The sequence below is a fragment of the Catenulispora sp. GAS73 genome, from assembly GCF_041262085.1.
Classification (GTDB): Bacteria; Actinomycetota; Actinomycetes; order Streptomycetales; family Catenulisporaceae; genus Catenulispora.
In genome coordinates, this window is sequence record NZ_JBGCCM010000032.1 from 68,948 (window position 1) to 85,094 (window position 16,147).

General features: G+C 72.3%; 14 protein-coding genes. 3 read left to right on the forward strand and 11 right to left on the reverse strand.

Going from position 1 to position 16,147, the window contains the following annotated elements; genetic code table 11:
* Positions 1–165 precede the first annotated feature (165 nt).
* The 5 genes from ABH935_RS37690 to ABH935_RS37710 all read right to left on the reverse strand — a co-directional run bounded on the left by ABH935_RS37690 (position 166) and on the right by ABH935_RS37710 (position 4,012).
* Positions 166–372 carry an HGxxPAAW family protein gene (locus ABH935_RS37690; RefSeq protein WP_370382759.1) on the reverse strand — a complete coding sequence of 69 codons (207 nt, stop codon included), beginning with the start codon at positions 370–372 and terminating at the stop codon, positions 166–168.
* A 55-nt stretch (positions 373–427) separates the two neighbouring features.
* Complete coding sequence (locus tag ABH935_RS37695) at positions 428–1,264, reverse strand: Trp biosynthesis-associated membrane protein (RefSeq protein WP_370382760.1); 837 nt, start codon at positions 1,262–1,264, stop codon at positions 428–430.
* Positions 1,261–2,811 carry an anthranilate synthase component I gene (locus ABH935_RS37700; RefSeq protein WP_370382761.1) on the reverse strand — a complete coding sequence of 517 codons (1,551 nt, stop codon included), beginning with the start codon at positions 2,809–2,811 and terminating at the stop codon, positions 1,261–1,263. Before ABH935_RS37700 ends, ABH935_RS37695 begins: the two co-directional genes overlap by 4 nt.
* The gene (gene hisI / locus ABH935_RS37705; protein WP_370382762.1) at positions 2,808–3,272 is read right to left on the reverse strand and encodes a phosphoribosyl-AMP cyclohydrolase; all 465 of its coding nucleotides are present in this window, start codon (positions 3,270–3,272) and stop codon (positions 2,808–2,810) included. The genes ABH935_RS37700 and hisI overlap by 4 nt, the downstream gene beginning before the upstream one ends.
* A 191-nt stretch (positions 3,273–3,463) precedes the next feature.
* Positions 3,464–4,012 (reverse strand): hypothetical protein, encoded by a 549-nt coding sequence (locus tag ABH935_RS37710; RefSeq protein WP_370382763.1) that lies wholly within the window; start codon positions 4,010–4,012, stop codon positions 3,464–3,466.
* A 206-nt stretch (positions 4,013–4,218) separates the two neighbouring features.
* Here ABH935_RS37710 and ABH935_RS37715 point away from each other — a divergent pair, with 206 nt between their 5' ends.
* Both ABH935_RS37715 and ABH935_RS37720 read left to right on the forward strand, forming a co-directional pair.
* Positions 4,219–5,268: a LysR family transcriptional regulator gene (locus tag ABH935_RS37715; RefSeq protein WP_370382764.1), complete on the forward strand. Its 1,050-nt coding sequence runs from the start codon at positions 4,219–4,221 to the stop codon at positions 5,266–5,268.
* A gap of 78 nt (positions 5,269–5,346) precedes the next feature.
* On the forward strand, positions 5,347–6,012 hold the full coding sequence (locus ABH935_RS37720) for a DUF1707 domain-containing protein (protein WP_370382765.1): 666 nt from the start codon (positions 5,347–5,349) through the stop codon (positions 6,010–6,012).
* A gap of 115 nt (positions 6,013–6,127) precedes the next feature.
* Here the strand turns inward: ABH935_RS37720 and ABH935_RS37725 are convergent, their stop codons facing one another.
* Together ABH935_RS37725 and ABH935_RS37730 are read right to left on the reverse strand one after the other, a co-directional pair.
* A complete protein-coding gene (locus ABH935_RS37725) occupies positions 6,128–8,047 on the reverse strand; it encodes an ABC transporter ATP-binding protein (RefSeq protein WP_370382766.1) in 1,920 nt (639 codons plus the stop codon).
* Positions 8,044–9,855, reverse strand: a complete 1,812-nt coding sequence (locus ABH935_RS37730; protein ID WP_370382767.1) for an ABC transporter ATP-binding protein — start codon at positions 9,853–9,855, stop codon at positions 8,044–8,046. The genes ABH935_RS37725 and ABH935_RS37730 overlap by 4 nt, the downstream gene beginning before the upstream one ends.
* Before the next feature lie 501 nt (positions 9,856–10,356).
* Between ABH935_RS37730 and ABH935_RS37735 the strand changes: the two genes are divergently transcribed.
* Entirely contained in the window at positions 10,357–11,793 is a 1,437-nt protein-coding gene (locus ABH935_RS37735) for a hypothetical protein (RefSeq protein WP_370382768.1), read from the forward strand.
* Here the strand turns inward: ABH935_RS37735 and ABH935_RS37740 are convergent.
* The 4 genes from ABH935_RS37740 to ABH935_RS37755 are packed head-to-tail and all read right to left on the reverse strand — an operon-like array spanning position 11,770 to position 15,648.
* A complete protein-coding gene (locus tag ABH935_RS37740; protein ID WP_370382769.1) occupies positions 11,770–12,453 on the reverse strand; it encodes a response regulator in 684 nt (227 codons plus the stop codon). The two genes, ABH935_RS37735 and ABH935_RS37740, sit on opposite strands and share 24 nt — an antisense overlap.
* Complete coding sequence (locus ABH935_RS37745) at positions 12,450–13,856, reverse strand: sensor histidine kinase (RefSeq protein WP_370382770.1); 1,407 nt, start codon at positions 13,854–13,856, stop codon at positions 12,450–12,452. Before ABH935_RS37745 ends, ABH935_RS37740 begins: the two co-directional genes overlap by 4 nt.
* A complete protein-coding gene (locus tag ABH935_RS37750; RefSeq protein ID WP_370382771.1) occupies positions 13,853–14,698 on the reverse strand; it encodes an ABC transporter permease subunit in 846 nt (281 codons plus the stop codon). The genes ABH935_RS37745 and ABH935_RS37750 overlap by 4 nt, the downstream gene beginning before the upstream one ends.
* A complete protein-coding gene (locus ABH935_RS37755) occupies positions 14,695–15,648 on the reverse strand; it encodes an ABC transporter ATP-binding protein (protein ID WP_370382772.1) in 954 nt (317 codons plus the stop codon). The genes ABH935_RS37750 and ABH935_RS37755 overlap by 4 nt, the downstream gene beginning before the upstream one ends.
* Positions 15,649–16,147: the final 499 nt, after the last annotated feature.

Genomic DNA, 16,147 nt, shown 5'->3' on the forward strand with positions numbered 1-16,147 from the left:
CGACGTCTCACTCTAGCGGCTCCGGAGGGGCTCCGAAGTCCAGTGATCTTCTGGTGGGACCATCGAACGCCCCGCGAAGCGCGCCGCCGGCCGGCCTCCGAGGCCGCGGATCCGCTGGTCCGCGGCCGGATGCGGCCGGTCGCCGCCGACGCGACAGCCGCGCCGCTACTTCGCGGCGGCGCCGAGGCCCATCGCGGACATGGCCTTGCCGACGATCGGCGAGATCACGGCGATCGCGCCGCCGACGATGGCCAGCGCCGGGATGCCGGTCACCAGGCCCGCGCCGCCGATCAGGAAGCCGATGATGCAGAGGAAGACAGCGGTCCAGGCGGCCGGGGTGCTGCCGTGGTCTTCGCCGTGGGATGACGACATGGTGCTCCTAGCACTTACAGGTGGTCTCAGTCGGTTCTATTGTCACCGATTCGGCCTAGTGCTCGGCGCGCGGGGTGGCTCCAGCCGGCTCGGCGGCCTCGGTGGGCTCGGCCGGCTCGGTGGGGTCCTCGCCGCGGTCGAGGGCGTCCCAGAGGTCCTTGGCGGTGCCGGTGTCTGCGGCGCGCGCGGCGGTCTTGGAAGCCGCGTTCTCATAGCGCGACGACATGCCCGGCCACGTCGCGCCGCGAACCACCGCCGCCACACCGGCCAGCGCCACCAGCACGCCGCCGAACGCCGCGAGGGCCCACCAGGACGCCATGTGCGCGTCCATGGAGTGGGTCGCATAGCCCTTCGCCGCGGCCTTGTCGGCCAGCACGCGGGAGGCATGGCTCGCACCGCGCTCGCCGAACGCGTAGACCGCCACCCCGACACCGGCCGCGATCAGCAGCACTCCGACCAGCCGCCGAGCCAGCCGCTGGGTGGCGAACAGCGCGAGAGCGCCGGCCAGCGCGGTGAGGCCGAGGGCGGTGACGCCGGCGGAGAGGTCGTCGCCGCTGGCCGTGACCTTGAGCGTGTTCGGAGCGACGCCGGCCAGGCCGGTGGCCCAGGGGCGGCCGGCCGAGGCCCAGGCGATGATGCCGCCGAGGAGGGCGATCAGGACCGTGGTGCTCAGTTCGCGGCGGCCTGCTCGGCGGGCGGCTTGGGCCGGGTCGGTGGGCCCGGTGGCCTGTGCGGGCACCGTTGCCGCAGCCTCCGGAATCTCCGCCGCGCCGCTGCTCGCCGCCTCGCCGGCGCCGGTCCCGCGAGCACTGTCGTGCTCGGCAGCAGTCCTCGCCGCAGCCCGGCCCGCCTCAGCTCCCGAACCAACTCCCGAATCAGCTCCCGAACTCACGCGACACCCTCCCCGACCGCCGACCGCATCGTCCCGGCGACCGCGACCGCCTTCAGCACCGCCATCGCCTTGTTCCGGCACTCCTGGTCCTCCGAGGCCGGGTCCGAGTCCGCGACGATCCCGGCGCCGGCCTGCACGTACGCCACGCCGTCGCGCATCAGCACCGTGCGGATCGCGATGGCGGTGTCGGCGTCGCCGGCGAAGTCCAGGTAGCCGACGATGCCGCCGTACAGGCCGCGCCGCGTCGGTTCGTTCTGCTCGATGATCTCCATCGCGCGGGGTTTCGGGGCGCCGGACAGGGTGCCGGCCGGGAAGGTCGCGGTCACCGCGTCGAAGGCGGTCCTGCCCGGCGCCAGGTCGCCGATCACCGTCGACACGATGTGCATCACGTGGCTGTAGCGCTCGACCGCCATGAAGTCCACGACCTCCACCGAGCCCGGACGGCTGATCCGCCCCAGGTCGTTGCGGCCGAGGTCGACCAGCATCAGGTGCTCGGCGCGCTCCTTGGGATCGGCCAGCAGGTCGGCGGCCAGCTGCGCGTCCTGCTCCGGGTCCGCGCCGCGGGGGCGCGTGCCGGCGATCGGGTGCAGCATCGCGCGGCCCTCGGTGACCTTCACCAGCGCCTCCGGGGAGGAGCCGACGATGTCGAAGCCGTCCTGCGCGCTCCCGTCCGGGCCCGGCACGCGCAGCAGGTACATGTACGGGCTCGGATTCGTCGCCCGCAGCACCCGGTAGACGTCCAGCGCCGAGGCCGACACCTCCGCCTCGAAGCGCTGGCTCACGACGATCTGGAAGGCCTCGCCGGACTTGATCTCCTCGATGCAGCGCAGCACCGTCTCGCGGTAGTCCTCGGGCGTGCGGTTCGCGGTGAACCGCGGCGCGACCGCCGGGTCGTACACCACCGGCGCGTTCACCACCGGGGCGTTCAGCGCGGCGGTCATCGCGTCCAGCCGCTCGACGGCGCGCGCGTACGCCGCGTCGACACCCGAGGGCAGGTTGTCGTGGTTCACCACGTTGGCGATGAGCCACACCGAGCCGTCGGCGTGGTCCAGCACCGCCAGGTCCAGGCTGAGCAGGAACGTCAGCTCCGGAATCCGCAGGTCGTCCTTGGCCAGCTCGGGCAGCCGCTCCAGGCGGCGCACCGCGTCGTACCCCATGTAGCCGACCAGGCCGCCGGTCAGCGGGGGCAGCCCCGGGAGCCGCGGCGTGTGCAGCAGCTCCAGCGTCTCGCGCAGCACGTCCAGCGGGTCGCCGGAGGTCGGCAGCCCGACCGGCGGCTCGCCGATCCAGTGCGCGACCCCGTCCTGCTCGCTCAGCGCGGCGCCGGTGCTGACTCCGACGAAGGAGTACCGCGACCAGATGCCGTGCTCGGCCGACTCCAGCAGGAAGGTGCCGGGCCGCTCCCCGGCGAGCTTGCGGTACAGCCCGACCGGCGTCTCGCCGTCGGCCAGCACGCGCCGCACCACCGGGATCACCCGGCGGTCGGCGGCCAGCTCGCGGAAGGTCGGCAGGTCCGGGGTGTCCACCCCTGGGGGGAAGGCCGTCATGCCGCCGATTCTCCCAGAGGCCCGCGCGCCGCCGACGGGGAGTCCGGAGATCCGTCCGTTGACACCCCCTCGTTCCCCTCGCCAGAGGCCTCCGCGGCCGCCCCCAGCGGCAGCGCCCCGGCGTCGAAGCACGTCCGGTCCCCGGTGTGGCACGCCCCGCCGCTCTGGTCCACCTTCAGCAGCACCGCGTCCCCGTCGCAGTCCAGCGCGGCGGCCTTGAGGATCTGCACGTTCCCGGACGTGTCCCCCTTGGTCCAGTACTCCCGCCGCGAGCGCGACCAGTACGTGACCCGGCCGCTGGTCAGCGTCCGCCGCAGCGCCTCGTCGTCCATCCAGGCCAGCATCAGCACCTCACCGGTGTCGTGCTGCTGCGCGATCGCGGCGAACAGGCCGTGCTCGTCGCGCTTGAGCCGGGAGGCGATCGCCGGGAGGAGGGCCGGGGTGGGGACTTCGTCGGTCATGCACCCATTGTCGCCCGGGCGCCGGCCGCTGGTTCAGGCGGGTTCAGCCCGCGGACGCCCCGGACCGGGTCCTGGATGCGCTTCGCCATCGCGGCGCTGGAGTAACTGGACGCGTAGCGCTGGAGTACCTCGACGCATAGTGCCGCCGACCGACGCCACTCAGGCGACGGCCGGCGACCCCCCGATCGGGCTCATCCCCGCGAACGACGCCCCCGGACATGCGCGACGTACGCGTTGGACGACGGCAGCCACAGCGCCACCACCATCAGCCCCGCGCACGCCATCTCGGCGACGTCGAACACGTGCAGCAGCCCCGGCGTCTGGTCGCGGGCGTCGATCGCCGCCATGGCCACGGCTACCACCGCGAGCAGCGTCGCGACGATCCGCAGCTTGCGCGCGCCGCGGGCGATCGGCCGGAACAGGGCCAGGTAACCCAGCGCGAGCACGATGCCTATGTACGCGCGCGCCTGGAGCGTTCCGTAGGCCTGGTTGACCGCGTCGTCGATCATCGAGCCGAGGTCCAGCCCGGCGGTCTGGCCGCCGGTCACCTGGTTCACGGCGTCGGTGGCCATGCCGTGCAGCAGGGATTTGCCGTCGGTCAGGGCCACCACCGCGTTGGCGAGGGTGGCGACGGCGGCCAGGGCCGCGAGTGCGGCGGCGGCCTTGATCGTGGCCGGCCGGGTGGGCGCGTCGGCATATGCGCGCCTGGCTGTCCGGTCACGGGTGTCTTGGATACTCACAACGGTCTTCCTCCTATGACGGCATGGCAAAGCAGCCGTCAGGCGGCTTGAGAAGGTGGGATTGGTGGTGCGCAGCGAGTCTGCTACGGCCGCCGCGCGCCGGTAAACACTTCGCGGCTGTCATCGCGAACAGTTCGCAGGTAACTGAGATCAGTTCCCTGTCACCTGATCCGGTGGACACCGCGCTCTTGTGCTGTACTGCCGTGATGGACCGCGCCGACCTGCCGAGCCCGTTGCTGGACGCCACGTTCGACCAACTCCGTACCCTGACGGTGGTGTACGAGACCGGGTCGGCGCTGCGGGCGGCGCGGGCGCTGGAGCGCGAGCAGTCCAGCGTGCAGAAGCAGTTGGACACGCTGAACCGGATGTTCCAGCGGATGTGCGGGGAGCAGCTGGTGCTGCGGGCCGGGCGCGGCAAGGACTTCCTGTTCACCCCGACCGGCGAGGCGGTGGTGGAACTGAGCCGCCGCACGCTGGAGGACTGGACGCGCGGGGTGCACGGGGCGCGGCGGCGGCTGGGCCGGCGGGTCACGGTCGGCACCACGGAGCTGATGCTGCCGTTCCTGGCCGGGGCCCGGGAACGGATCGCCGAGGCGCTGGCCGGGCTGGGCGTACAGCTGCACGTCGTCCACATCCGCACCCGGGATCTGGCGCGCACGCTGGAGGCGAACGAGGTCGACGTGGTGTGCGGCTCCATGGTGGTCCCGGCCGGCGGCACCGAGCACCGCGAGCGCTACGACGTCGTCGAGCGCTACCGCAGCCGGCTCGCGCTGCTCACGAACCTGGCGCCGATCGACCTGCCGGACGCGCCGGTGGACGGCGCGCAGCTGGCGAAGCTGCCGCTGGCGCTGCCCACGGACGGCCTGATCACCGAGTTCACGGCGCGCTGGTACGGCCCCGGCTACCGTGACCGGCTGACGGTCGCCGCCGACATCAGCGATCTGACATACGGCTTCTCGCTCCTGATCTCGGGCCTGGTCGCCGGCTGCATGCTGGTCACCGAGGGCATCGCGCACGCCGCGGCGACCGGCTCGCTGGCGACCGCGGCGGGCTTGCGCCGGGTGCCGCTCGGCGCCGGCTTCACCCCGGATCTGGAGTTGCTCACCGGCGCGTTCGCGCTGCGCGGGGAACGGTCCCGGGTCCCGCCGGGACATCCGCTGGCGCTGTTGTGGGAGGCGTTCGAGGCGGAGGTCGAGGCCCACACGCCGGGGGTGCTGGCGCTGGAGGGCCGGGACGAGCGGTCGGCGGCGGTCTAGCCGAATCCGCGCTGGGGTCGGGTGCCCGTTTGCGATATAACGTGAAGGTAATCGCGACCACGTGGAAGGGACCTGCGGATGTCGAGCGAGCCGGCCAAGTCACCCGCGCTGCGCGCCTCCGACGCGGACCGCGACCGGGTCATCGACGCGCTGCGCGCCGCGGTCACGGACGGCCGGCTCGATCCGGCGGAGTACGACGAGCGGGTCGAGACGGCACTGTCGGCGCGCACCTTCGAGGCGCTGGCGCCGCTGACGGCCGACCTGGGTTCGGGTCCGGGCGCCGGGGTCGCTGTGCCGCCGTCGGCAGCGACGGCGAAGGCCGGGGCCAAGCGGCTCGTCGTCAGGCAGAAGCACGGGTTCGTGCGCCGCGACGGCGACTGGACGCTGCCGGAGCACCTGGTGGTGCGCACCCGGTGGTCCGCGGTCGAGCTGGACCTGACGCAGGCCGTGCGCACCGGGCCGGAGCTGGTCGTGGACATGCGGGTGGTCGGCGGCGGGGTGACGCTGTTCCTCGCGCCGGGCATGGTGGTGGACGCCAACGACCTGGCGGTGAAGTTCGGCGGGACGACGATCACCCGGGACTCCGGCGACGGCGCGCCGACGACGCTGCGGATCCGGATCGCGGGCCGGTTGAAGCACGGCGGGATCGAGACGCGCTGGGTGCGGCCCGGCGAGGACAAGCCCGGCCCCGGCGAGAAGAACCAGCCGAGCGACGGCGACGGCAAGACCGAGGCCACCGCCTGACCGACGCGCCGAGCCGCTGACCGGCCAGTCGGCCCCGCGACGAAAGCGCGCCGCCCGGAAAAACCATCCCGGCCGGCGCGCGCCCCGTCACAGCCCCCTGCTCCACAGCCCCCTGCTACGACGACTGCTGCCGCGCCCAGCTCTCGTACAGCCCCGAGTACACCCCGCCGGCGCCCACGAGTTCCCGGTGCGGCCCGCGCTCCACGATCTGCCCGGCGTCGAACACGAACACCTCGTCGGCGGCCTCGGCCGTGGACAGCCGGTGCGCGATGGCGATCGACGTCCGGCCGCGCGTCAGCCCGTCCAGCGCCCGCGTGATCCGCACCTCGGTGGCCGGGTCCACGGCCGAGGTGGCCTCGTCCAGCACCAGCAGGTCCGGGTCGGCGATGTAGGCCCGGGCCAGCGCGACCAGCTGCCGCTCCCCCGCCGACAGCGACTCGCCGCGCTGCCCGACCCGGGTGTCGAGCCCGTCGGGCAGGCCGTCGAGCCAGTCGGTCAGGCCCAGGTCCTCGAACGCGCGGCGCACCTCGGCGTCGGTGGCGCCGGGCTTTCCATAGCGCACGTTGTCCCCGACGGTCATGTCGAACAGGAAGCCGTCCTGCGGCACCATGACCATGCGGGAGCGCAGTGTCTCGAAGTCCACGTCCTTCAACGGCACGCCGTTGAGCAGGATCCGGCCGGAGCTCGGGTCCATCAGCCGGGTCAGCAGCTTGGCGAACGTCGTCTTGCCCGAGCCGGTCTCGCCGACCACCGCCACGCGCGTGCGCGGCGTGATCTGCGTGCTGAGCGAATGCAGCACCGGGGCTCCGCCGGGGTAGGCGAACACGACGTCCTCGAATCCGACGCCCAGCGGCCCGTCCGGCGGCGTGACGCCCGCGGGGCCCGGGTCCACCACGTCCGGCGGCTGCTCCAGCAGCCCGACGATGCGGCGCCAGCCGGCGATCGCGTTCTGCGCCTCGTTCAGCTGCTCGGTGGCGAACTGCACCGGCGAGATGAACAGGTTCACCAGGAACAGCATCGCCGTCAGGTCGCCGGCGGACAGGTGGCCGCCGACCCCGATCATCACCCCGACGACCACGATCGCGGCGTTGACCAGCCCGGCGACCAGCTCGCCCATGGAGAACGTGACGACGATCAGCCGCTGGGTCCGCACCTGCGAGTCGCGGGTGCCCTCCACGGCCGCGCCGATCCGGCGGCCGGCGCGGTCCTCGATGCCGTAGGCGCGCAGCACGTCGGCGCCGACCAGCGCCTCGGAGACCTCGCCGAGCATCTTCCCGTAGCGCCGCCGCACCTTGCGGTACGCGCGGCCGGTGCGGCCCTGGATCTTGCGCATGACCAGGAACATCGGCACGAAGCAGACCCAGACCAGGATGGTCAGCTGCCAGGAGAACACGGCCATCACGATCGTGACGACCACGACCTGCGCGACGGCCACGAACAGTTGCATGCCGCCCTGCTGGATGAACACCGTGACCGTGTCGATGTCGCTGGTGACCCGGCTGACCAGGGCGCCGCGCTGCTCGGCCTGCTGGTGCAGCAGCGACAGGTCGTGGACGTGCCGGAAGGCCTTGGTGCGCACCTCGGCCAGCCCGCGCTCGCTGGAGGTGTAGAGCCGGAAGTTCATCAGGTACGCCGACACCGCGGTGATCAGCACGGCCACGGCGCTGAGCGCGACCATGGTGCGCACCTCGCCGTAGTCGGGGCCGCCCTTGGCGAGGATCCCGTGGTCCAGCGTCTGCTGCACGGTCAGCGGGATCACGACCCGGCCGACGGTGGCGATCAGGGCCAGGGCCAGCGTCCAGCCCAGGCCCTTGGTGAAGGCCGGAGCCAGGCGGACGCCGCGGCGCAGGACGGCGTAGCCGCCGTCGAGGGCTTCGGGGAGCTGGTAGCCGCCGGTGGCGACGGTGTTCTCTTCGGTGCCGAGGTCGTCGTCGAGATCGGTGTCGGCGTTCTTGGCATCGGCGTTCTCGGCGCCGGACTTCCTGGCACCGGCTTTGTCGGCGCCGGACCTCGCGTCAGCGGTCGCGGTGCTCATCGGCCGGCCTCCTGCAGCTCGCTGTCGCGCTTCTCGCTGTCCTGCTTCTCGCTGTCCTGCTGTTCCTTCTCGTGCGCCGCGTCGCGCTCCTCGTGGTCGCGCTCGTAGGCGGTGATCAGGTCGCGGTACCCCTCGCACCGCTCGACCAGCTCCAGGTGCGGGCCGCGGTCCACGATCCGGCCGTGCTCCACGTACACCACCTCGTCGGCCAGCGCGATCGTGGCCTTGCGGTAGGCGACCACCAGGACCGTGGAGGCCAGCGCGCCCCGGCCGGCGGCGTCCCGCAGGCCGCCCAGGATCGCGGCCTCGACCTGCGGGTCCACGCTGGCCGTGCAGTCGTCCAGGATCAGCAGCCGGGGCCGGCGGATCAGCGCCCTGGCCAGCGCCAGCCGCTGCCGCTGGCCGCCGGACAGCGTCGCGCCGCGCTCGCCGAGACCTGCGTCCAGGCCCTCGGGCAGGCGCTGGACGAACCGGTCGGCCTGCGCCAGCCGCAGCGCGGCCCAGACCTGCTCGTCGTCGGCGTCGCCGTCCAGCCGGATGTTGTCGCGGATGCTGTCGGCGAACAGGAACGTCTGCTGCGGGACCAGCGAGACCTGCGCCGGGATCTGGCCGCGGGCGAAGTCACGGACGTCGGTGCCGTCCAGCCGGACGGTGCCGCTGTCGGGGTCGGCGAGCCGGGCCAGCAGGCCGGTGAGGGTGGACTTGCCGGCGCCGGTCGGGCCGACCAGGGCCACGGTCGAGCCGGGCCGCAGGGTCAGGTCGACGTCGCGCAGGATCGCCTGGCCGTCGTAGCCGAAGCTGACGTGCTCCAGGTGGACCTCGGCCGCGCCGCCGGAAGGTGCCTGCCGGGTGCCGTACTCCATGTCGCCCTGGGCTTGCAGCACAGCCTTGACCCGGCTGTAGCCGACCACCGAGCGCGGCAGTTCGCCCAGGACCCAGCCGATGGCGCGCAGCGGGAAGGCCAGCAGCGTGATCAGGTAGGCGACCTGCACGACCTGCCCGGCCTGGATCGCGCCGGAGGCCACCCGGGAGGTGCCGACCAGCAGCGCGACCAGCACGCCGAGGTTCGGGACCGCCTCCAGCGCCGGGTCGAAGAACGCGCGGGCCCGGCCGGCGGCGATGTTCGCGTCCCGCAGCCGGTCGGCGGCCTCGGCGAAGCGCCCGGTCTCCACGTCCTCACGGCCCAGGGTCTTCACGACCAGGCCGCCGTCGAACGACTCGTGCGCGATCTCCGCGACGCCGGCCCGCATCTCCTGGGCGGCGGCCAGCCGAGGCGCGGCGAAGCGCTGGTAGACGGTGTTCAGCACGATGATCGCCGGAAACAGCAGGAACCCGATGATCGCCAGCACGGGGTCGGTGAGCACCATCGACACCAGGGCCGCGACCATCATGATCAGCACGCCCAGGGACATCGGCAGCGGGGCGATGAACTGCCAGGTCATGTCCACGTCGGAGCCGGCGTTGGAGAGCAGCTGGCCGGTGGGGTGCCGACGGTGCCAGGACAGCGGCAGCTGCAGGTAGCGGTCGGAGACCGCGCGCCGGTACCGCGACTGGAGGCGGAACTGCATCACGCCGGCGAGCAGGCGCCGGCCGATGATGCCCAGCACCTTGGCCACCGCCACGCCCAGGATCAGCAGCCCGGCGGTCAGCGTGGCTCCGACCGGCACCTTCCCGGCCTTGAACGCCGGCAGCACCGCGTGGTCGGTGGCCCAGCCCACGGCCCAGGCCGCGCCGACGGTCATGATCCCGTACACCGCGCTGCCGGTGACCGCCGCGGCGAAGACCCGCGGCTCGGTCCGGATCGCCACCCCGAGCAACCCGAACCCTCTTCTGAGGATGGACTGCTGCGCGCGCGCAGTTGTCTGTAAACTCTCCGTGCTCAACTCATCCCACCCATGTCACGACGGCTGCCTGCCCAGGCACCACTGTGGCGGACAACACCGGGCCGGGTAAAACCCATTCCGGATGCGCAGGTATTACTCCCGATTTGCTTCGGTCACCGACACACCGGGGGCATCCTGCGAATACACCGATGGCATCTTGCAACCAAATCGGTGTACGCAAGTGTTTATAAGAAGACGGTCAGCACGAAGCCGTCGTTCGAGAGGTTCACGCCCCGGCCCGCCGGGGCGCGCACCATCTGCGCCCGGGTAGCGCCGCCCGGTGCCGGGCTTGTCCTGGCCGGAATGTTCGTGCGGCCGGTCAGTGGGGACGGCGCGGTGTTACTCGCACTGGTGTGCGGGTAACACCAACTCCTGAGGTGAGCCGCGGCCAACGTCGATCGCGGCTGGTGACGGAACGGGGGAGACATGGGCGGGGATGAGCCGCGCGATGTCATGGTGCAAGAGGCCGTCAAAGGCCTGGCGGAGAATCCGGCGCTGCCGCCGGACATGGTGTTCCGGCTGCTCGCGTGGCCGGGCGAGCTGCGGGCGGTGGCCGAACGGCCGGACCTGAGCGACGCGATGGTCGCCGAGATCATCGCGCGCGACGATCGCTGGCAGGTGCACGCGCTGGCGCTGAATCCGTGGCTGTGCCACAAGTTCCGGATGCTGCTGGCGCGCCACGCCGATCCCGGGATCCGGGCCGCGGTCGTGGTCGGCGGCGAGGTCGGCGCGGCCTGCCCGGATCAGCGGCCTGACCAGCGGCCCGATCGGCCGCGCGATCAGCGCCGGGAGCTGTTCGAGGCGCTGATCGACGACGACTCGCGCGAGGTCCGCGAGACCCTGGCGCGCACCGAAGGCGTCCCGGCGGACCTGCGCGCCCGGCTGGCCGCCGACCCGGACCCGCAGATCCGGGTCATGCTCGCGCAGTGGTGGTCCGGGGCCCCGGAGAACGTGCGCGAGGCGCTGCTCGGCGACCCGGACGAGAAGGTCCGCTCGGCGGCCTTCTCCGCCTACTTCCGCTATCTGGTCCTCGACGACGCCCTGATCGACCTGCTGGCCCGGGACCCGGAGAGCGCGGTGCGGGCGCAGCTGGCCGCGCGCCCGGACCTGCCGGAGGAGATGCTCAGCGTCCTTACTCGGGATCCCAGTCCGGTGGTGCGGCTGGCCGTGTTCGCCCGCCCCGACACCCCCGATGCGGTCCGGGCGGCCGTGCACTCGGACATCACCGACAACGCCCCGACCCTGGACGACCTGATCGCCGCCGACGACGAGTACGGCCTGGTCTTCGAGTACTTACAGGCCGACTCGGCCCTGGGCATGTTGCGGCCGGCCTGGGTCACCGCCGAGGCCGAGCGCCACGTCGACTCGCCGTACCCCTGCTTCCGCGCCGCCGCCGCGCTCAGCACGAAGCTGCCGATCGAAGCCGTGCGGCGGCTGCTGGACGACGAGGACGAACAGGTCCGGATGACGATGGTGCGCACCGCGCCACACCTGGTCGACCCGGCGCGCGCCGAACGGATCGAGCGCCTGCACCGGTGGGACGGCCTGACGATGTGGTGGGAGTACGAACCGGTGCTGACGCATCCGGAGGAGACGATGGAGCGCTTCGCCGTCGACCCGGAGCCGCGACTGCGGGCCCTGGCCTCCGGGCATCCGGACCTGCCGGCGGATCTGGCCGTGCGGCTGGCGTCCGATCCGGAGGCCTCGGTGCGCGCGGCCGCGGCCGGCCACCGGAACCTGCCGACCGCGAACCTGGTGGCTCTAATCGCCGACACCTCCGAGCGCGTGGTCCACGCCGCCGCGGCCTCGCCGTACCTGCCGCTGGAGGAGATGGACCGGCTACTTGTCCGTGCCGGGCTGTGAGCCGGCGGCGACGAGGCCGACCTCGTAGGCGAACACCACGGCCTGGACCCGGTCGCGCAGCTCCAGCTTCGGCAGGATCCGGCTGACGTGGGTCTTCACCGTGGCCTCGGACAGGCCCAGGGTCTCGGCGATCTCGGCGTTGGACCGGCCGCGGGCGATCTCGACCAGGACCTCGCGTTCGCGGTCGGTGAGCCGCTCCAGGCGCTCGTCGGCCCGCGGGCCGGCGCCGGCCGGGTCGCTCTGGCGCGCGAAGGCCTCGATGAGCTGGCGGGTGATGCGCGGAGCGACGACGCCGTCGCCTGCGGCCACGGTGCGGATGCCGGCGATGAGGTCGGCGGGGTGCGCGTTCTTCAGCAGGAAGCCGGCGGCCCCGGCGCGCAGCGCGGCGAAGGCGTACTCGTCGAGGTCGAACGTGGTGAGGATGAGGACCCGGGAGGGCAGGTCGGCGGCGGTGATGCGGGCGGTGGCCTCGATGCCGTCCACGCCGGGCATGCGCACGTCCATCAGCACCACGTCGGGCTTGAGCCGGGCGGCCAGCGCGACGGCCTCGGCGCCGTCGCCGGCCTCGCCGACCACCGCGACGTCGGGCTGCGCCTCCAGCACCATGCGGAAGCCCATGCGCAGCAGCGGGGCGTCGTCCACCAGCAGGACGTCGATCACGCGGGCTCCCCGGGCACGACCGTGACCGGCACCCGCGCGTGGACCCGCCAGCCGCGGCCGATGTTGCGCGGCCCGGCTTCCAGCTCGCCGCCGAAGGCCGCGACGCGCTCCTTCATGCCGGCGATGCCGTGGCCGCCGTTTTCGGCGCCGAGGTCGCTGACGTCGCCGAGCCTTTTGATGCCGCTGATCCCGCTGATCCGGCCGGTTCCGCCGATCCCGCTGCCGGGCGCCGCGGCCGCGTTCGCCGCGACGTTGCCGTCGTCGAGCACCGTCACTTCTATGGCCTCCTGGCCGAAGTCCAGCCGGACCCGCGCCGACGCGCCGGGTTCGGCGTGCTTGCGGGTGTTGGTCAGGGCCTCCTGCACCACCCGGAACACCGCGAGCTCCACGCCCGAGGACAGGTCCGGCCGCACACCGCTGACCACCAGTTCCACCGGCAGCCCGGCGACCCGCACCTCGGCCAGCAGCGTGTCCAGCTGCGCGAGCCCGGGCTGCGGGTGCAGTTCGGCCATGGTGGCGCCGGCCGAGCCGCGCAGGACGCCGAGCACGCGCTGCATGTCGGTGATCGCCTGGCGTCCGACCTCCGAGGCCTTGGCGACGGCCTCGGCCGCGCGGTCCGGGGAGGTGTGCACGACGTAGGAGGCGCCGTCGGTCAGCGCGACCATCACCGACAGGCTGTGTGTGACGACGTCGTGGACCTCCCGCGCGATCGACGCGCGCTCGGAGGCCGCGGCGATCTGCGCCTGCTGGTCGCGTTCGAACTCCAGCCGCCGCGCGCGCTCCTCCAGCGTCGCGAAGTAGGCGCGCCGGGTGCGGGTGTTGACGCCGAGCACCGCCGCGGCCGTGACCATGCCGGAGACGAAGACGAAGACGCGCAGCGCGCCGTTCCCGCTCGCCCAGGACGCGGCGACCATCACCGCGCCGATCTCCATCACGCCGATGGCGGCCAGCGTGCGGCGGATCGGGGCGTGCGCGGCGACCGAGTAGAGCGCGATCAGCGGCGCGAAGTCGACCTGGGGCATCAGCATGTCGAAGGCCCACTGCCCGAAGGCGAACGCCGCCACGACCGCGAACACGCCGGTCGGGAAGCGTCGGCGCAGCACCAGCGGCAGGAAGAAGCCGAACATCAGGATCCAGCCCAGGACGGGTTGGTGCGCCGGACGCAGGTACAGGTGACCGCTGAACGGCACCAACACCGCCGCCACGGACAGGGCGTCCACCGTCGTGGGATGCGCGGCGGCCCACTGCTGGGCCCGCCGCAGGGCGTTCTCCAGGCCCGCGGCCTGCAGGAATCGCTTCATCCCCGGCGAGCTCAGCCACGCCGACACCGTGGTCGGCGCGTCCACGACGGCCCGAAGACCCCGGCGGCTGCCGGGGTCTTCGGGGACTGTCGCAGAGCTCACGCGTCTCGTTTCTTCAGCAAGACGGCCGCCGCGGCCATCGCCACCACAGCGTAACCAACGAACAGCGCGAACCCGGCCCACGGCTTCATGTCCGGGGAGGTGGTGGTCAGCGCCATCACCCGCTGTCCGGCGTTGCTCGGCAGGTACGGGTTGATGTGGTCGCCCCAGGAGGTGAGGTTCAGGACCTCGCCCAGGACCGGCAGCACCAGCAGGATCCCGAACAGCGAGGCGATGGCGCCGGCGGTGCTCCGGATGATCGCGCCGAGAGCCACGCCGAGCAGCCCGACCACCGTCAGGTACAGGCCCTCGCCGAACACCGCGCGCAGCACGCCGGGGTCGGAGATGCTCTTCTGGATGTGGATCGAGGAGAAGATCGACTGCGCCAGGAAGAAGCAGACGAAGGAGGTGATCGTCATGACGACCCAGGCGACGACGGTGAACACCAGCGCCTTGGCCCACAGCACCGGCAGCCGCTTGGGCGCGGCGGCCAGCGAGGCCCGGATCATGCCGGTGGTGTACTCACCGGTGATCATCATGACCCCGAGCACCCCGACCGCGAGCTGCCCGAGGAACACCCCGCGCATCGGGTCGGCGACCGGGTCGACCTCCTTCTGCCGGGCCGCGCTCATGTGCGGGTAGTGGCTCTTCATCGCCAGGCTGAACAGCAGCGCGATGGCGATCATCGCCCCGACGCCGGCGACCAGCGACCAGCGCGAGGAGCGCAGGGTGCGGAACTTGATCCACTCGCTCTTGATGATCCGGCCCTGCGTCACCTTGCCGGTGTGGACGCGGACCGGCGGGGGGGTCGTGGGGCTCGTGGGGCTCTGTGCGACGGCGGTCACGCGTTCACCTCGACATCAGTGGTGGCCGCCTCGCCGGCGGTCTTCGGCACCGGGGCGCGGTACTCCACGGCGTCGCCGGTGAGCTCCATGAACGCCTCCTCCAGCGAGGCCTCATGCGGAGCGAGCTCGAACAGCGTGATCCGGTTCTCGGCCGCGATGGTGCCGATCCGGTCGCTGGTCAGGCCCTGGACCTGCAGCTCGCCCTCGACCGAGGAGGAGACGGTGACGTCCGGACCGGCCAGCAGCTCCCGCAGCTTGGCGGCGTCGGGCGTCCGCACCTTGACGCTGCCGGTGGAGGCGCGCGAGATGAATTCGGCCACCGACGTGTCGGCGATGAGCTTGCCCTGCCCGATCACGATCAGGTGCTCGGCGGTGAGCGCCATCTCGGACATGAGGTGGCTGGAGACGAAGATCGTGCGGCCCTCGGAGGCCAGGCTCTTGAGCAGGTTCCGGATCCAGAGGATGCCCTCGGGGTCGAGCCCGTTGACGGGCTCGTCCAGGATCAGCGTGTCAGGGTCGCCGAGCAGCGCGCTGGCGATGCCCAGGCGCTGCCCCATGCCGAGGGAGAACCCGCCGGCGCGCTTCTTCGCGACGTCGCGGAGGCCTACGAGGTCGATGACCTCGTCGACGCGCGACCGCTCGATGCCGGTGGTGGCGGCGAGGGCGAGGAGGTGGTTGTAGGCGGTGCGCCCGGTGTGGATGGCCTTGGCCTCCAGGAGGGCGCCCACCTCGTGGAGGGGCGCGGCGTGCTCGGCGTAGGGCTTGCCGTTGACGGTCACAGCGCCGGAGGTGGGCCGGTCCAGCCCGAGGATCATGCGCATGGTGGTGGACTTGCCGGCGCCGTTCGGGCCGAGGAAGCCGGTCACCACGCCGGGGCGGACGGTGAAGGACAAGTCGGAGACGGCGGTCTTTTCGCCGTAGCGTTTGGTTAGGCTGCGTGCCTCGATCATGGGGCAACGGTATGGGGTGGGGGGTGGGGGGGTCGTCAGACCGGATGGGGATGTTGGTGGGGGGTGGGCTGCATCTTGGGATGTAGGGGGGGTGCATAGCGGGATGGAGGATGGGGGTGGGGGTGGGGGTCGGGGTCGGGTTCGGCGGCAGGTTCGGTGCAGGTTCGGGTTCTGGGGGGGGTGGGGGTGGGGGGTCGCGGTGCGGTAGGTACGTGGGCTGGTTGCGGTTGGTTTGTTGGTTTACAGGCGATTTTTACGGCTTCGCGCATGGTTTGATGACCTCGCAGGGGGACGCAGTTCGGTTGTGCCCCGCATGTTGCGCTGGCGGCCGGCGGTTTTGGTGTTGGTGTTGGTGTCGGCGGCGCGTGCTATATCTGTCTATAAGGGGCGATAATTTCCTAACAAAATGCTGGCATGCCCGACTCGCACACTGGGTCACGTCGGCGGCTGCCGGTTTCCGTGTCCACAACCGCGCACAGGTCCGAGTCACTGCGCACGC

Excerpts from the sequence above, each read along its gene's own strand:
- ABH935_RS37755 (WP_370382772.1), bottom strand. The coding sequence starts at position 15,648 with ATGATCGAGGCACGCAGCCTAACCAAACGCTACGGCGAAAAGACCGCC.
- ABH935_RS37720 (WP_370382765.1), top strand. The coding sequence starts at position 5,347 with ATGTCGAGCGAGCCGGCCAAGTCACCCGCGCTGCGCGCCTCCGACGCG.
- ABH935_RS37715 (WP_370382764.1), top strand. The coding sequence starts at position 4,219 with ATGGACCGCGCCGACCTGCCGAGCCCGTTGCTGGACGCCACGTTCGAC.
- hisI (WP_370382762.1), bottom strand. The coding sequence starts at position 3,272 with ATGACCGACGAAGTCCCCACCCCGGCCCTCCTCCCGGCGATCGCCTCC.
- ABH935_RS37690 (WP_370382759.1), bottom strand. The coding sequence starts at position 372 with ATGTCGTCATCCCACGGCGAAGACCACGGCAGCACCCCGGCCGCCTGG.
- ABH935_RS37700 (WP_370382761.1), bottom strand. The coding sequence starts at position 2,811 with ATGACGGCCTTCCCCCCAGGGGTGGACACCCCGGACCTGCCGACCTTC.
- ABH935_RS37735 (WP_370382768.1), top strand. The coding sequence starts at position 10,357 with ATGGGCGGGGATGAGCCGCGCGATGTCATGGTGCAAGAGGCCGTCAAA.
- ABH935_RS37725 (WP_370382766.1), bottom strand. The coding sequence starts at position 8,047 with ATGAGCACCGCGACCGCTGACGCGAGGTCCGGCGCCGACAAAGCCGGT.